The 14,728-nt window shown below is 40.6% G+C and carries 12 protein-coding genes, 2 tRNA genes and 1 pseudogene; 5 read left to right on the plus strand and 10 right to left on the minus strand.

Translation table 11 applies throughout. The annotated features are described in order from the left end of the window. The 3 genes from VK541_RS06565 to VK541_RS06575 all read left to right on the plus strand — a co-directional run. Nucleotides 1-4,959: T9SS sorting signal type C domain-containing protein (locus VK541_RS06565; protein ID WP_324368130.1), on the plus strand; the 4,959-nt coding region annotated here is incomplete at its 5' end. Nucleotides 4,960-5,134: 175 nt separating this feature from the next. After that, nucleotides 5,135-6,541: an ATP-binding protein gene (locus VK541_RS06570; RefSeq protein ID WP_324368132.1), complete on the plus strand. Its 1,407-nt coding sequence runs from the start codon at nucleotides 5,135-5,137 to the stop codon at nucleotides 6,539-6,541. Further along, nucleotides 6,538-6,945, plus strand: a complete 408-nt coding sequence (locus VK541_RS06575; RefSeq protein ID WP_324368134.1) for a response regulator — start codon at nucleotides 6,538-6,540, stop codon at nucleotides 6,943-6,945. Before VK541_RS06570 ends, VK541_RS06575 begins: the two co-directional genes overlap by 4 nt. A gap of 8 nt (nucleotides 6,946-6,953) precedes the next feature. Here the strand turns inward: VK541_RS06575 and VK541_RS06580 are convergent, their stop codons facing one another. From VK541_RS06580 to VK541_RS06610, 8 genes and pseudogenes are all read right to left on the minus strand, one after another. Then, complete coding sequence (locus VK541_RS06580; RefSeq protein ID WP_324368136.1) at nucleotides 6,954-7,388, minus strand: response regulator; 435 nt, start codon at nucleotides 7,386-7,388, stop codon at nucleotides 6,954-6,956. Then, nucleotides 7,385-9,607, minus strand: a complete 2,223-nt coding sequence (locus tag VK541_RS06585; protein ID WP_324368138.1) for a PAS domain S-box protein — start codon at nucleotides 9,605-9,607, stop codon at nucleotides 7,385-7,387. Before VK541_RS06585 ends, VK541_RS06580 begins: the two co-directional genes overlap by 4 nt. A gap of 347 nt (nucleotides 9,608-9,954) precedes the next feature. Further along, entirely contained in the window at nucleotides 9,955-10,620 is a 666-nt protein-coding gene (locus VK541_RS06590) for an AraC family transcriptional regulator (protein WP_324368140.1), read from the minus strand. Nucleotides 10,621-11,114: 494 nt separating this feature from the next. Further along, nucleotides 11,115-11,342, minus strand: a complete 228-nt coding sequence (locus VK541_RS25800; RefSeq protein ID WP_414692608.1) for a tyrosine-type recombinase/integrase — start codon at nucleotides 11,340-11,342, stop codon at nucleotides 11,115-11,117. After that, nucleotides 11,339-11,806, minus strand: coding sequence for a phage integrase SAM-like domain-containing protein (locus tag VK541_RS06595; protein ID WP_324368152.1), 468 nt, complete (start codon nucleotides 11,804-11,806; stop codon nucleotides 11,339-11,341). Before VK541_RS06595 ends, VK541_RS25800 begins: the two co-directional genes overlap by 4 nt. Nucleotides 11,807-11,839: 33 nt before the next feature. Then, nucleotides 11,840-12,052, minus strand: a pseudogene (locus VK541_RS06600) (Arm DNA-binding domain-containing protein); the annotation flags it as partial. 287 nt (nucleotides 12,053-12,339) lie between these two features. Beyond that, nucleotides 12,340-12,423 (minus strand) — tRNA-Leu (locus VK541_RS06605). A 36-nt stretch (nucleotides 12,424-12,459) separates the two neighbouring features. Further along, nucleotides 12,460-12,532 (minus strand) — tRNA-Lys (locus VK541_RS06610). 128 nt (nucleotides 12,533-12,660) lie between these two features. On the opposite strand from VK541_RS06610, the gene VK541_RS06615 reads away from it, so the two are divergent. Then, complete coding sequence (locus VK541_RS06615; RefSeq protein ID WP_324368142.1) at nucleotides 12,661-13,179, plus strand: shikimate kinase; 519 nt, start codon at nucleotides 12,661-12,663, stop codon at nucleotides 13,177-13,179. On the opposite strand, the gene VK541_RS06620 is transcribed toward VK541_RS06615, so the two are convergent. Further along, the gene (locus VK541_RS06620) at nucleotides 13,171-13,668 is read right to left on the minus strand and encodes a phosphoribosyltransferase family protein (RefSeq protein WP_324368145.1); all 498 of its coding nucleotides are present in this window, start codon (nucleotides 13,666-13,668) and stop codon (nucleotides 13,171-13,173) included. The two genes, VK541_RS06615 and VK541_RS06620, sit on opposite strands and share 9 nt — an antisense overlap. 40 nt (nucleotides 13,669-13,708) lie before the next feature. After that, a complete protein-coding gene (locus tag VK541_RS06625) occupies nucleotides 13,709-14,098 on the minus strand; it encodes an RNA-binding S4 domain-containing protein (RefSeq protein ID WP_324368147.1) in 390 nt (129 codons plus the stop codon). A 79-nt stretch (nucleotides 14,099-14,177) separates the two neighbouring features. Between VK541_RS06625 and VK541_RS06630 the strand changes: the two genes are divergently transcribed. Continuing rightward, the coding region (locus VK541_RS06630; protein ID WP_324368149.1) for a hypothetical protein at nucleotides 14,178-14,728 on the plus strand (551 nt) is incomplete at its 3' end.

Consider the following 14,728-nt stretch of genomic DNA (forward strand, 5'->3'; position numbering starts at 1 on the left):
GAAGATCAGGATTTCGACCGCGGCACTTCAGATGGCGGAGATGTTATCGACGGAGGCGTATATGCATTTGAAACGTCAGAAGACAATTTTTCTTTGGGGATACAGCCGGCAACGGGAGATTTTGTTCCGGGTTCTGTGACATTGCGTTTCCAGAATCAGACAGGCGCTGCCGTGACTTCAGTTAGCATTGGCTATAAGGTATACATATATAATGATAAAGCATCCTCGAGCAGTTTTAACTTCAGCCACTCGGCAGATAATTCGGCATATACCGGTATAGCCGGGATCAATGTGATTTCACCTGCTGTCGCAGATGTCACTCCGGGATGGAAATCCTATTACAGGGTGGTGACGCTGACAGGGCTGAATATTGCCAATAACAATTATTACTATATGCGCTGGACAGGCGCCACGGTTTCCGGCTCTGTTGATTTTGATGAATTCGGATTGGATGATATTGTTTTAGTTGCCAACCCTACCACAACTTATGCTGTTTTTAATGGAACTGCTGAAAATTTTGTGGTTCAGGGAAATGCATCGCTTTCAGGCGATACCACTGTTTCTTCTGATTTGACTATTAACAGCGGAAAGCTTGATATCAACGGTAAGACGCTTTCGCTTGGCGGCAATGTGGTAAATAATGTTGTTGCAGGTATAAAAGGAAGTGCCTCAAGTAATTTATCAATCAATGGCGCCGTAAGTCCTTCATTGAGTTTTGACCAGACGACATTGGGAACCACAAACGTTCTAAATAATTTTAGTGTTGCAACAACAGCCGCCAACACAGTAACTATATTAAACCCGGTTGTATTCAATGGGGCTTTGGCCACAGCGGCCGGGCAAACCTTAAACATGGGCACCAATGTGCTGACGGGCAGCCTGGCTTCAATTGCCAACAATGGCACAATCGCCACGCAAAACACCACTGCTTCCCCAATACCTTCCGGCAAAACCTGGAGTGGGGCTGGTACAATACTATACAATGCGGCGGCGGCCCAGACTATTGCAACTGGGATTTATCAGAACCTGACCATTTCTGGCGCAGGCGGTGCTACGGCAGCCGGCTCTTTTACCGTAAATGGCATCCTGAATTTATCCGCAGCAAATCCATCGGCAACTGTAGGCAGCCTTTCAATGGCCAGTTATACGCTAACCATGGGAGGAAATGCAGTAAATACGGGTCTTGGTGATGTAACCGGAATAATAACCAGAAACACTATTATAGCAAATACATTATACACTTTTGGTCACAGCAATACTTCAATATTATTTCCAAATATCGGCACACTGCCATCTTCGATGAGCTTGAAAATAGCTATTGGTGTTGCCCCGACATGGAGGACAGGTGCTATTAAACGCACTTATGATTTCATCCAAACCGGAGGCTCCGGTACATCAGCAATTGTCAAGGCATACTATCTTGACTCTGAGCTTAACGGAAATATAGAGTCAAAATTAGTAGATTGGGCCTACATTGTTCCCTCAAGTACTGTTTTGGAACAAGGAAGATCAAATTACAATACGGTTGATAATTGGGTTGAACTGGCCAATGTAAATGTTGGATTGTATTTCGGCAGTTCATTCGGTGCAGTATTGCTTTCCCTTGATGAATCTGCGGCACCTTCATTAACATGGAATGGTTCGGTAAGTAATTCGTGGACAACCGCTGCTAACTGGACGCCTAATGCAACGCCATCAGATAATACGATAGTATACATTCCTGATGCTGCAACTACACCTAATGACCCTACATTAAATGCTACAGTATTGTTGGGAATACTCGACATTGAAGCAGGGGGCATTTTAAATGCCCCGGCCAATTCTCAGCTTATAGTAAATGGAGGCGCAGGAGCCTGGATTAATAACGGCATTTATAATCCCGGGACGGGAACGAGTAACGTTACTTTTACAAGTCCGGATGCTACCATTTCGGGGGTTACCAATTTTAATAACATTACCGTTAATACCGGCGCTGATTTGAGGCCGTTGACGAACAATATCATGCGTATTGCAGGAACATTTACATTAAACGGTTCTTTGTCTTCGGGTTCCCTGAAAAACACGATAGAATATACAGGTACAAACCAAACGATTATAAACCCAAATGCAGGATTATCGGAATACAATAATCTGGTTATTAGCGGTACAGGCGCTGTTTTTCCAACATCGTTAAAAATCGCGGATGATTTGATTCTTAATCAGCCTGTTGATTTTACCGGAAAAACAATCACTATGATCGGTTCCGAAGCACAGCTTATTTCAGGAACTTCGACTCCCGTATTCAATAATCTTATCATTAACAATACTTTAGGCGATGTTGATTTAGGAACTAGCGTTACCGTTAACGGTACCTTGACTTTAACATCGGGCAGCTTAAGTATAGGAACGCATAACCTCACTTTAGGTGTAAATCCTGTTTCGGGCACTTTTTCAGCATCCAGGATGATTATTGCAAGCGGTACCGGTGAACTTCGCAGAACATATACGGCTACCGGTTCTTATACTTTTCCTATCGGGGATGCGACAGGTACGAATCAATATTCTCCTATAACGGTTTCAGTAACTTCGGGTTCCTTTTCCAACGCTCATATCGGCGTATCCGTTACAGATGCCATTCATCCAAATAATGCCAGTGTCGATCATAACCTTAGTCGTTATTGGAAAGTAAACCAATCCGGAATTACCGGAGCTGTGGCTACAATAACAGGAACTTATACCGCTTTGGATTTGACCGGAGTGGAAAGTGGCATCAGTGCCGCACAATTAAACGGTACCTTCAATCAGGCAACCAATCCATGGGTAAAATATGCCGCATTAGGAAGTTCGACATTAACAGTATCGGGAGCGGCACTTACAGCAGGACAGGCTTCTGTTTTCACAGGCATAAACGGCGCTGCTTTTACCGCTGCTATTTATGAGCATGGATCATTTTGCCAGAATCAGATTGTTACTCTTAACGGATCCCCAACTAATGGAGATCTACCTTATACCTATCTATGGTCAGGAGGATTAGGGACACAGGATACGGCAACACCGCCAACAACAACTATTGGTACCGTAAATTATATGCTTACGATAAAAGACGCTAACGGTATTGCCGCAACGGATAACGCTAATGTGGTTACGCTTGCTCCGTCTAACGGTGGAACCCTGTCTACAAACCATACGGTTTGTACCGGATCAGTACCGAATGATTTAACCTTAACTGGCCATATCGGGGACATCCTGCATTGGCAGAGTGCCTCCGATATCGGGTTTAGTGCTCCGCAGAATCTAGCTAACACTGCGGCTTCCTTTTCAGGGATAGCTATCGGCCCGATATCAGCGACTACCTATTTCAGAGCTGTAGTCCAAAACGGGTCTTGTGAAGAAGTCTATTCGGCTCCGGCCGTAATCAGTGTAAAATCAACATCATGGAATGGTACAACATGGAGCAATGGTTCTCCCGACAGTACAACTGCTGCCATTATTTCAGGCAATTTTACGTCGTCAGGAAACATTAATGCCTGTAGCCTGACAGTGGATAACAATGCAGCAGTTACCATTTCTTCCGGGGATAATGTGCATTTGAATGATGCGCTGACTGTAAGTTCAGGAAGTTTCACTTTGGAAAATAACGCCAACTTAATCCAGTCAAAGGATATTGCCAATGTTGGAAATATTATTGTAAAAAGAAACAGTTCTCCTTTGGTTCGCCAGGACTATACATTATGGTCTTCGCCGGTAGCAAGCCAGAATTTGCAGGGCTTCTCTCCTTCTACGTTGGCGAACCGGTTTTATGCTTATAACTCTGCAACGAATCTCTATGGCGCGATTACACCATCTACGAATAGTTTTGCAACTGCTCAGGGTTATTTAATCCGGATGCCTAATACCCATCCTGCTGTAGCCACGGTTTGGAGCGGTCAATTTACAGGAGTTCCTAATAATGGGAATTATCCGGTAACTATGGTTAACAATGGCGGCAGCCAGATTTATAATTTGGTTGGGAACCCATATCCTTCACCAATCAGTATGACAGAATTTGTATCAGAAAACACAAATGCAATTACGGGAACGCTTTATTTTTGGAGAGAGACCAACAACAATACTTCGAACAATGCCTATTGCACTTGGGCGGGAGGCACTTTCACAAGCAATGGGGAAGCACAGGTAGTAAATCCCGCAGGAATAATCCAGACCGGGCAGGGTTTCTTTGTAGCTGCAAAACCTTCGCAAACAGCATTGGTTTTTAAAAATACACAAAGGATTGCAAATAATACCAATCAATTTTTTAGGAACGCGAATTCAGAAGAGAGGAATACGATCTGGCTAAACGCAACCAATGCAGCAGGGGCATTTTCACAAATGGCCGTAGGTTATATTACAGATGCTACACAGGGAGTGGATATTTTTGATGGGAAATATTTTCAGGATGGTGATATGGCACTCAATTCCATTTTAGACAATGCGGATTATACAATTCAGGGGCGCGCGGTCCCGTTTAATGCGGCGGATGTTGTGCCTTTGAGTTTCAAAACGACTACTGCCGGGAGTTATACTATTGCATTAGATCATACAATCGGTTTATTTGAAACGAGCCAGGACATCTTCCTGAAAGACAACCTGACTAATACCACACATGATTTAAAAGCGGACAGCTATACTTTTGCAACCGAATCAGGGACTTTTAACAATCGTTTCGAAATTGTCTATCAGACCCTGTTGGCAATAACACAGCCTACATGGAATTCCAATAATGTCATCGTTTACAAACAAAACCAGGAATTGGTTATCAATACAGGAAATACTACGATGTCACGCGTACAGGTTTATGACATCAGGGGACGTTTGCTGGCAGAGCAAACAAACATCAATGCTTCAGAAACAAGATTACCGCTTAATGCCGCCAACGAAGTCCTGATCGTAAAAATAACTTCAGACAATAATGTAACGGTATCCAAAAAAGTGGTGAATTAAAAAAATCATTATTATTAATTAGCCCGGTTTAATATCCCGGGCTTTTTTTAGCTCTACAATCAATCTTATAAGGGAATACTTCAATTACGTAATGTATCAGATTCAAAACCGGCTATCTTTAGCAAACACTCCAAAACTTAAAATAAAAATCGGTACGAAACGCCCCTAAATTGTAATGAAAATTAATATTCGTCAAAAACTGTCCCTCTTTGCATTCATTATTCTGGCTGGGAATGGAAGCATAGGCTATAGTATTTATAATAGCAATCAGGATCTTATTGATTCTCATAAAGCAGTACAGCATTCCACGAAGGTGATTTCCCAATTACACAAGATAAATTTCCTTTCCAAGGATATAGAAGCTGCAGCCATGCATGTTGTTGTAACTCACGATAGCGTATCCGCTAAAACCCTGTATGCGGCCGAAAAAACGATCACTGCTTATATAGGCCAGCTCAAGCAACTTACAAAACACAATGCTTTGCAGCAGCTGCGTCTGGATTCGCTTAAGTTTTATGTAAACAAACGTTTGGATTTTTCAATCGGGCTGATTGGATTAACAGGAAAACAGGGATTGGAAAATGCCACGGTTCAGATCGCTGCGAAAAAGTATCAGCAGTTATCCGGCCACATACAACAAATCACAGAAGCCATACAACAAGAGGAAAGTGTATTGCTTGAAAAACGAGAACAAACAAACCGGGATGACATGATAATGTTCAATCGCTTATCAGTTGTTTTGTTTTTTTTAATTAATGTTTTTACCATTCTTTTATTTATCGCATCGTATATATATTTGCTTCAAAATAAAGCAAAAGAAAAACAGGCAATAAAATTGGCCATTGCCAACAAAGAACTGATATTTCAAAACCAGGAAAAAGAAAAGAGGGCTGAAGAATTGACTAAGACCAATTCAGAGCTTGATCGTTTTGTTTATTGCGTGTCTCACGATTTGCGGTCACCACTTACTTCCGTACTTGGATTAGTTACATTAATTGATGAAGAAAGTAATGAACCCCATATAATTAAATATGCAGGAATGATCAGGCACAGTATCAAGCGTCTTGACAGGTTTATCGGTAATATTTTGAATTACTCGCGGAATAACCGCACAGATATTGTAGCAGAACAGATACCCTTGCAGGAAACCGTTGATGAAATTGTAGCGGCACTCCGCAACATGAAGGAAGCCCGGGGAATAAATTTTGAAGTAAAAATCGATCAGCAGCATGATTTTTATACGGATATGCACCGTTTTAATACTATAGTGGAAAATCTAATTGCTAATGCCATCAAATATCATAAACTGGATAATTCCGATAGGAATATAACAATAACAGGAAAATCAGACAGGAACAATCTGCATCTCAGGATAACAGACAATGGTATCGGCATTGTCCCTAAATACCATGATAAAATCTTTGAAATGTTTTTCCGTATATCGGGGAAAATAGCCGGTTCAGGCATTGGTCTTTATATCGTAAAAGAAATCATTAATCGTCTTGAAGGTTCAATAGAAGTTTATTCTGAAGAAGGAAAAGGTACTTCCTTTGTTATAATATTAAAAAACTTAATGCCATGATTGAAGAAACTAAACATCTTTTTGAGCGTGTAATGGTCATTGATGACAACGAAATTGACCTTTTTATCACATCGCATATTGCTGAAAAGAATAATTTCGGAAAAAATATAATGAAATATTTAGAGCCCGAAAAGGCATTAAAATATTTGCAGGACAATCAGGAAAATTTAGCTGTCCTGCCAGAGGTGATTTTTTTGGATATACACATGCCGATAATAACCGGATTTCAATTTATGAAAGCATATGACACATTATCCCATATATTGAAAAACAATTGCAGGATATTTGTGATCTCTTCTACCTGCGATGACAATGATCTCATGCTACTGCAAAACGAAAAAAACATGGCGGTCTTTCAGGAAAAACCAATAACAAAGGAGTTTCTTAAAAGTATCGTACCTTGATTAAATTGCTATACTGCGGAATCCTGGCTTTCTTTCAGGTAATCTTCCGATATTTTGACAAGGCAGGCCCTATTGAATGGCTTTTTGATGTAATCGATTACATTTTTATTGGCGTCAGCACGCGCTACGTCATTTGCGTCAATTGAAGAAGACATGATGTATATTTTGAAAGAAGCTTTTAAATTCCTTAATTTTTCAAAGTGCTCCAAAAAATCCCAACCGCTCCAGATGGGCATATTAATGTCGAGAAATAGGATAATAGGCAGCAGGCTTGAACTTTGTGAATATTCACTCGCAATATATTCAAATCCTTGTTCGGGAAAGCTAAATGTTAAAATGGTTGAATCTTTAAAATAACTTTTTATGGAAATCCGGCACAATAAGTTGCTGATCGGGTCATCATCTATGATAATGAATTGGCTGGGTGCTGTTTTAATACTCATAATGTGAATTCAATGGTAAATGTCGTGCCTTCGTTTACCTGGCTCTCAATATATATTTTTCCTCCTATCGATTCGACCTGGGTTTTTACCATATAAAGGCCCATGCCTTTGCCGTCGGAAATCTGCGGGTGGAATCGCTTGTACATTCCAAAAACCTGTTCTCCCTTATGTTGCAGGTCAATCCCAATGCCATTATCTTTAAATATTAGCAAAATCTTATTTTTTTGCTTGCGGCTTTTAATCTCTATTAAAGGCGCCACGTCTGGCTGATGGTATTTTAAACTATTATTAATGAGGTTGTAAAAAATACTGTGAAGGTAGCTTTTAACAGTAAGCATCTTATCAGCTTCTGCAAAATCCCAAACAATTAATGCATTCTCTTTTTCAACCTGTTTGTCTATACTTGTTTTGATATCAGCTGCAATCTTTGAAAAATGCACAATTTCTTTATGGCTTACATGTTGCTTGGTCTGTAAAATATAATTAAGGTCAGTAATGACTTCATCGAGTTTTATCACAGAATCCGAAATTCCTTCCATAACCTCGTCTTTGGTTTTTGGGTCAAGATCTTCTACACGTAAAGCCTCAGAAAGCCCTATGATATTGGCAACCGGCGACCTTAGATTATGGGAAACGATATAAGAAAATTGTTCCAGGTCTTTATTGCGGCTGAGGATATCGGCAGTATTTTTTTCTCGTTCCTCTTCTGCCATTTTCCTTTCGGTGATATCCTGCATAATGCCATATAATCCTGTAGCACTGTTATTGAAGTCAAAAACAAATTTACTCTCAGAATATATATGTCTTATGGTGCCGTCCTTGCGCACGATGCGGTGATGGTAGGAGATATCCGTTAATGAATCACGAGACGCTTTTATAGTTTTCAAAACAAAAGAACGGTCATCGGAGTGAACCAATTTAGACCATGCGGCAAATGTCAATTGGTTATCCTTATTACAGACACCGAATATTCTGCAGCTTTCATCCGAAAGTTGCAGTAAATTGGTTTTAAAGTCCAATTGCCAACTTCCCATATGAGCCAATGCTTGTGCTTCTTTAAGTTTCTCCTGGCTGTGCAAAAGATTTTCTTTGTCAAATTCCCGTTGCCTTTCTGATGCTTTCGCTTGCGTTACATCACGAAAATTATCTATTATTCCATTGATTGACGGGTCATGCAGCATATTGGTAATCGTAGCCTCAAGCCATTTCCAGGTGCCATCTTTGTGCAGCATTCTTCCCGTATGGCCCGGAACAGGTATGCCTCTGCTTTGTAAAACGATTTCCCAGACCTTTGCCATACTGCTTGCATCACTGGGATGCATTAGGGATAAGATATCAAGTTCCATAGCTTCCGCTTCGGTATATCCCAATATCCCTTCTACTGAAGGCGAAATGTAAATGACGCTGCCTTCGGCTGACAAAATAGCCACTGCATCTGTTCCATTCTCTACGAGCGAGCGGAACCTTTTTTCATTTACAATAATAAGTTCTTCTGTAGCTTTCTGCTTTTTTTCTTTTTCAAAAAGGTCAAGTGCAAATGAAATATCGCCTGAAACTTCCATGAGCAGGGCGATTTCTTCCTTATCAAAAAAATTAAATTCCGACGCATAAAGATTGAACGTGCCAACAATGATGCCTAGCCGCCTTATTGGCAAAACCATAAAAGAGCGGATACGGTTCTTTGTTGCAAAAGGTTGCCACTTTTTGAAGTCGGGATGGCAGGATATATTATCACAGAGATAATAGGTGCCTGTAAGCAATACCTGATGCTGAACCTCATTGTTTTGGCAATACACATCGGTGAATAAGGCGATGTCTTCTTTAGGAATGCCATTTTGTGCAGTAACGTTCATCTTTTTGCTGGTGGTGTCAAAAAGACCAATCCACGCCAATTTAAATCTGCCCACTTCGACTGCTGTCCTGCACAGCTTCCGGAAAAGAGTGGCTTCATTGTTTGTATGTACTATACTTTGGTTGATATGGCTGATAAACGCATATTGTGTCGTCCGCTTAATAACTTTGTGGGCCAACTGCGTATTGAGTTGCCGTATATCGCGTTCCGATTTCTTCAGCAATTTATTAGCAAGCAACAATGCTGCATTTTGCATAAGGACATCCTCGTAAGTAGTATTTAGCTGCCCAGAATCCTTTTGTACTCTTTTCTCATGAATTTGCGTTGCGGCTGTCGCAGATGTGTCCGCCTTCCTTCTTTTATCCATTGTCTTTGTTGTAAAGTTGACCACGCGAAAATCACATTGTCGAACACTAAATGAATAACTGAAATTAAAATTTTTCTTTGGGGCATCAAAGGCAAACTATTGCGGCTTTTTCGTAAGTGAAACCGTCAAAGGTGGTCATTATAATTGACAATAACGTTCCGGCTCAGTAATTTAACAGAACATGTGAGAACGGGCTGCTTTTGCAAAAAAATCAAGATTTAGTATTGTTTGCGATGTGTCGCGAAGGTTCAGGATTCCCATGATGCTTTCACCATTTTTGCGGCTGCTTATACGCACTGCAACAGTTGCTGAGTCGGGAGTAGCAGTATGCAAAAATCGAAATTGTATCAGGAACCGTCGCCATCACCGCGCAGAAGGTCGCTTGGTGAGTAATTAAATCTTTTCTTGAAAGATTTGTAGAAGTTGGTGTAGTCATTAAAGCCACACATCAGCGCGATTGCTTTTAAAGGTATGTCGGTTTGCTGAATCAATAAATGCGCGCGCTTCAATTTTTCTTCGATGTAGAATTGGTAAATGCTGGTATTGAAAAAATGCCTGAATCCATCTTTTAGCCTGAATTCATTTGTGCCGAAAATTTTGGAAAGCTCCTTGACAGTTGGCAGCGGTTCTTCGAGGTGTTTCAAAATATAGTCGTGGACGTCCTGAATCAGAACGGCATCAGAAATTCGTGGTGGGATATTTTTGAAGTTTCCGGGAATATCGGAAAGCGCGTCCTGCAAAATGGTCGTAACCGTGCTGATAATAATCTTGTCACTATAAAGCAGTCGTGAAATAGTACAGAAGGATGGAACGAGCTTTTTGTTCCGCGTGATGAAAATGAGTTGAATAGTTACGTGGTAGTTTACGTCTGTCGCCGCATCTTCTGTAACGAGTTGCCAATATGCGATAGATTGGTCGGCTAATGTTTTCGTGAAGCTGCATTCAAACAGTTCTTCGGGTGAATGAATAACTGAGTAACGTAGAAACATTTGTGCTGAAGCTTTTGATAGCATAGTCATTATCGAGAACAAAAGTTGATTGCACCAGACTTTGGTATGTGTAATGGGGATTAACGTAACCGCATTCCTTAAGTGAGGTTTGCATGGCGAGCGCCAAAGAGTTGAGGATATTTGCAAGTTCGTCGAGTTGATCATCCTGTTGGCTTTTCTGAATCCTAAATGACAAATTACCGGTTGCCATTTCAAAAAGCATCTGATACAGGTTTCGAATCCGTTCCTGATTGGATTGATTGTGCATGATATATTATTTGGGAATGAATTGAGGTGGTAGTAGCCCAAAATTATATAATCTGTTTTTTTTATGCTAAAAGTATAGTATTCAATTCGGGAATTTAATATGGTAATTTGGCAAGTTTGTATACGGTAAAAGCCTTCGCAGGGAAGGCTTTTGAAAGTTTTTATGTCAATTCAGGTATTGCTAAATTGGCAATTGATTTGATATAGCTTTTTTGGAAAGTGAAATTGATTTCTGTTTAACGAGCGGAAGATTATGAAACAATTTTTTCTAAATTATTGGAAAACGTTAGATTTACGTCGCCAATTTTTTGCTCCAAAACCGTCATGTCGTGACTTAGTTTATCATCAAGAACCCGGGCATAAATTTGTGTAGATTTGATACTTCTATGGCCAAGCATTTTTCCAACACTTTCTAATGGAACACCATTTGTCAGAGTTACAGTCGTTGCAAAGGAATGCCGGGCAAGATGGAAAGTCAATTCCTTTTGGATTCCACCCTTCTAACTACAAATCGTTTTGCGCAAATGGCGTCAATTTCATATTGATTTAAGTAGCCTCGATCGACAATCGATAATTTTTCATGGTATCTGGCAAACGGGTCTTTTTGAATCCATTCGTTGTCTAAGCAAATTGTAAAAATCTTATGAACGTTGTGGACATATTTTATGGTCGTATTATTACTGCAATTATCATTTTTGGTTCTAAGAAAAAAATCAAAATCCATTACAAAGGCGTAGTTGATATCATAAATAGAAATATCTTCAATCTGATATTTTGACATCATGAAATTCTTAAGATGTTTTAAAGTTGTCCTGAAATTTTTCCATGTTCCAATCGCATATTCACCAGTCGGCACTAATGCAAGCATTTTGTCATTGTGGTTTTTGAAAACTGGAACAATTGTTCGCTCAACATCATTTTCACCTTTCAGGATTTTTTTCATGTTAATGTAATTGACAGCTTTACGGTTTGCTATCAATATTTTCTCGGCTTCATTAACATCGTTAAGTAATTTATTAAGGTGGCTGTTTATTGAACGAGCTACTTCGGACTTACCATTCATTTTAGCGCCTTCAGTTGACCACAAGCCAGGATGAAGAAATTTTCCGGTGCTTCCTTCTATTCGGCTTCCGTCTACAGTTACTCGTTGATAAATTGGAACTTCTCCTTTTTTGTTGGGTTTTGCTCTTTTGAGATAGAAGAGATTGTGATGTTTGCATTCATGGCTGAACCTTTTTTGATATTAATAATTTACATTAAGTATCAAAACAAAACAAGATGTTCATTTTTTGAACAGGTTTATTTTGCTGGGGTTGGTAGACGATTCGGGGTCATTAATGAATCAAAATTTGAGTACCCCGAATTGTACCCCGAAGGCATTGCGTTTAAATGACAGTTTTTGGTATGTGGGAGAAATAAAAAACCCCGTGAACCATAAGGTTTACGGGGTTTTGAGGAAATTTGAATTCTTTGTTGTGACGACGATGGGATTCGAACCCACACGTCCTTTCGAACACCAGCCCCTCAAGCTGGCAAGTCTACCAGTTTCTCCACGTCGCCGAAATAAAAAAAGCCGAGTTCTCACTGGGCTTCTTGTGACCTGGCTGGGGCTCGAACCCAGGACCCCATCATTAAAAGTGATGTGCTCTACCAACTGAGCTACCAAGTCAATTTTCATTTCTTCAATGCGGGTGCAAATATAAGGCGTTATTATTTATTTTTCAAAGCAATTTTCTTTTAAATTTGCCTTTTTTTGATATTTACTCTTAACGCCTTAGTATATAAGGTTTTATTACTATGAAGAAAATAATTTTGCTGGGTTATATGGGTTCCGGGAAGTCGACTGTAGCGAAATTACTAGCCTCAAATATTGGTTTCCCTTATGCAGATCTCGATGATGTAATTGAAAATGAGTCCCATGCTTCCATCAGTGAACTATTTGAAAAGCGCGGTGAAATCTATTTCAGGAAATTGGAGCACCAGTTATTGGAACAAATCATGCAAAAGCCCGGAAATCTTGTTTTGAGCCTCGGCGGTGGAACGCCATGCTATGCCAACAACTGCGATTTTTTTAAAGCCGGCAATGTCGTTTCGATTTATCTCAAAGGTTCTGTCGATACGCTATACGAAAGGCTGCTGCCCGAAAAGGAACACCGTCCGCTGATCGCCCAATTGGATTTGGATAAGATGAAGGAATTTATCGCCATAAGCCTTTTCGAAAGGAGCTATTACTACACCCAGGCTTCCCATACGATAAGTATTGACGGGAAAACACCCGATGAAATCGTTTCCGGGATAGAAAGTTTCCTAATTTAAGCAGGCGTAGTCACCTTTGGCCTCAAAAACTACCTGCACGTGCTCCTGCAGCGAAGTACTCAGCGAAATGCCTTTAAAATCGGCTTTGACGGGATACTTCTTGTGGTTGCGGTCGACCAGGACGGCAGTCTTGAATTTTTTGAGCGGCACTTCAAGGAAATGCTTCACGCCATAAACCAATGTCGTCCCCGAATTGAGTACGTCATCCACCAAAACCAGCCCTTTATTCTCATATTCCGATTGGTCTAATGAAGTGGTGATTGGCGCTTTCGGGTCGAGCTTATTGATCCTGACTTCACACAACGACACTTTGATATTGGAAATCTCCGAAAGCGTAGCCGCGATTTTTTCCGCCAGCAAATAACCGTTACTTGCAATTCCGGCAATCACGATCATTTCTTCATCTACAAAAGTTTCGTAGATCTGATAGGCGATGCGCCTGATCTTGTGTTCGATTTCCTGATGGGTCAGGATGATGTTCTGAGTCATGTTCGTGCGTTGTTATCGTGCAACAAGGTAATAATTTATATCAGGAATCCCAATCTTCGTCCGGAATTTCATTTCCATATTCATCCAGGTCGCGGCGGTCTTTTTTCGTAGGGCGCCCTTCACCGGTTTTGCGGTAATGCTCTTTGGATAATTTTAAAAGCTCGAGGTGTGCATAGGTTTCCGGCGGCGTGTCGTCTTTTCTGTAAATGTCTACGAGTTTCGCCGCGACACGGCTGGGCGGGACATCCAAAACGGTAATCGTGTGTATAATCTGGTCTTTGCGGAACGTAACCTTATCCGTCGCAAACACTTCCTTAGATGGCTTCGCAACCTGTCCGTTCACTGTAATATGGTTCTTTTTACAGGCTTCGGTAACCATGTTCCGCGTCTTGTAATATCGTACGCACCACAGGTATTTATCGACTCTCATATTTTTTCTAAATTCGGCGTTAAATTATTTACAAAAATAAATCAATATTGTATCTTGCGCACCTAAAAAAACAGCTATAATGAACAAATTTAAGTTTTATTTTATTGCCCTGTCTGCTGCAGTAGTATTATTTTCCTGCAACAAGGCAGATGACCTTGATTATGAGATACTTCATGAATATGGGACTCAATATGAAAACGACTCGGCTGTAATTATTGATTATCTTCACGGACATTATATATCTTCCTACATCGACCATCCCGGATTTTCTGACGATCAGGATGTGGTCATTTCTAAAATCACCAACGCTGCCGAACAGCAATCTTTATGGGACAGCCCCCTTTTGCATTCGATAGATGTAGACAGGAACGACATCACGTATAAAGTTTACTACCTTCAATTAAGGGAAGGCGATGCGGTAAACGGGAAAAATCCTTCACGCGTAGATAATGTCCTCGTTTCCTATGAAGGCACTTACCTGCGTCTGGGCGAGGAACCGACTTTATTCGATTCTGCAATATACCCGGACAGTTATTTCGCATTGAACAGCCTCATCATTGGCTGGTCAGAAATTATGCCTTTATTCAAAACAGGGGTTTTTAACCAGGCGGCTTCAGAAGGCGGTCCGGC

The organism is Pedobacter sp., from assembly GCF_035317785.1.
GTDB lineage: Bacteria > Bacteroidota > Bacteroidia > Sphingobacteriales > Sphingobacteriaceae > Pedobacter.